Raw genomic sequence first — 1,102 nt, 5'->3', positions numbered from 1 at the left:
GTTCGATGGGGTTTGTCGACCACACCTGTCGCCAGTGTTTGGGCGGGAATCCGCAGAACGCGAGGATGTCGGCGCGTGCGTCGTGGAGCATCGTGGCGACCTTCGGGTGAGAGCGTTCGAGCATGCGGGTGACCTCGTCGAACTGGGCCTGGACGTGCTTCGCGTCGGGCTGGGCGAAGATGGTGCGGATGACAGCGGCGACCATGTCCTGGCTGGCCCGCGGGACGGTGGAGAGCACATTTCGCATGAAGTGCACCCGGCAGCGTTGCCAGGCCGCGCCCTGGAAAACGGTGCTGATCGCTTTCTTCAGGCCGGTGTGGGCGTCGGAGATGACGAGTTTGACGCCGTCCAGTCCGCGGGCTTTCAACGACCGCAGGAACTCGGTCCAGAAGGCCTCGTTTTCGCTGTCGCCGACGTCGAAGCCGAGGACCTCGCGGCGGCCGTCGGCGGCGACGCCGATGGCGACGACCATGGCTTGAGAGATAACGCGGTGGTTGACGCGGGCCTTGCAATACGTCGCGTCGAGGAACACGTAAGGGTAGCCAGTTACGCCGAGGTCGCGGTCACGGAATGTGGCAACTTCACCGTCCAGATCCGCGCAAATCCGGGAAACTTCAGACTTGGAGATGCCGGTGTCGGCGCCGAGGGCCTTGACGAGATCATCGACTTTGCGGGTCGAGACGCCGTGGAGGTAGGCCTCCATCACGACGGCGAACAGGGCCTGGTCGACCCGGCGGCGCCGCTCGAGGAGAGCGGGGAAGAATGACCCTTGGCGCAGCTTGGGGATCTTCAGGTTGAGGTCGCCGGCGGTCGTCGTGAGGACCCGGGGGCGGGTCCCGTTGCGCTGGGCGGCGCGCTCGTCGGAGCGTTCGAACGGGGCCGCGCCGATGTGGGCGGTGGCCTCTGCGTTGATGAGTTCTTGATAAAGCGTTTCGGTCACCAACCGGATTCGATCGGTGACGTTGGTGAGCTTGAGTTCCGAGAGGAGCTCGAGCAGGGCAGACTGGTCTAGAGCCATCGTGTGATGTGTCTTTCTGTGAGGAACTTTGAACGGTTCTCACTGACCATCGCACGGTGGTTTCCTACGTTGTTAATCCAACGA

At 63.6% G+C, this 1,102-nt stretch carries 1 protein-coding gene; it reads right to left on the bottom strand.

Going from position 1 to position 1,102, the window contains the following annotated elements; translation table 11 throughout:
- Positions 1-1,018: IS256 family transposase (locus RCH12_RS18515; protein ID WP_327017891.1), on the bottom strand; the 1,018-nt coding region annotated here is incomplete at its 3' end.
- Between the last annotated feature and the right edge of the window lie 84 nt (positions 1,019-1,102).

It is taken from the genome of Cryobacterium sp. MP_3.1, assembly GCF_035984795.1.
Lineage (GTDB): Bacteria > Actinomycetota > Actinomycetes > Actinomycetales > Microbacteriaceae > Cryobacterium > Cryobacterium zongtaii.
This window is presented reverse-complemented; position numbering and strand designations above follow the sequence as displayed.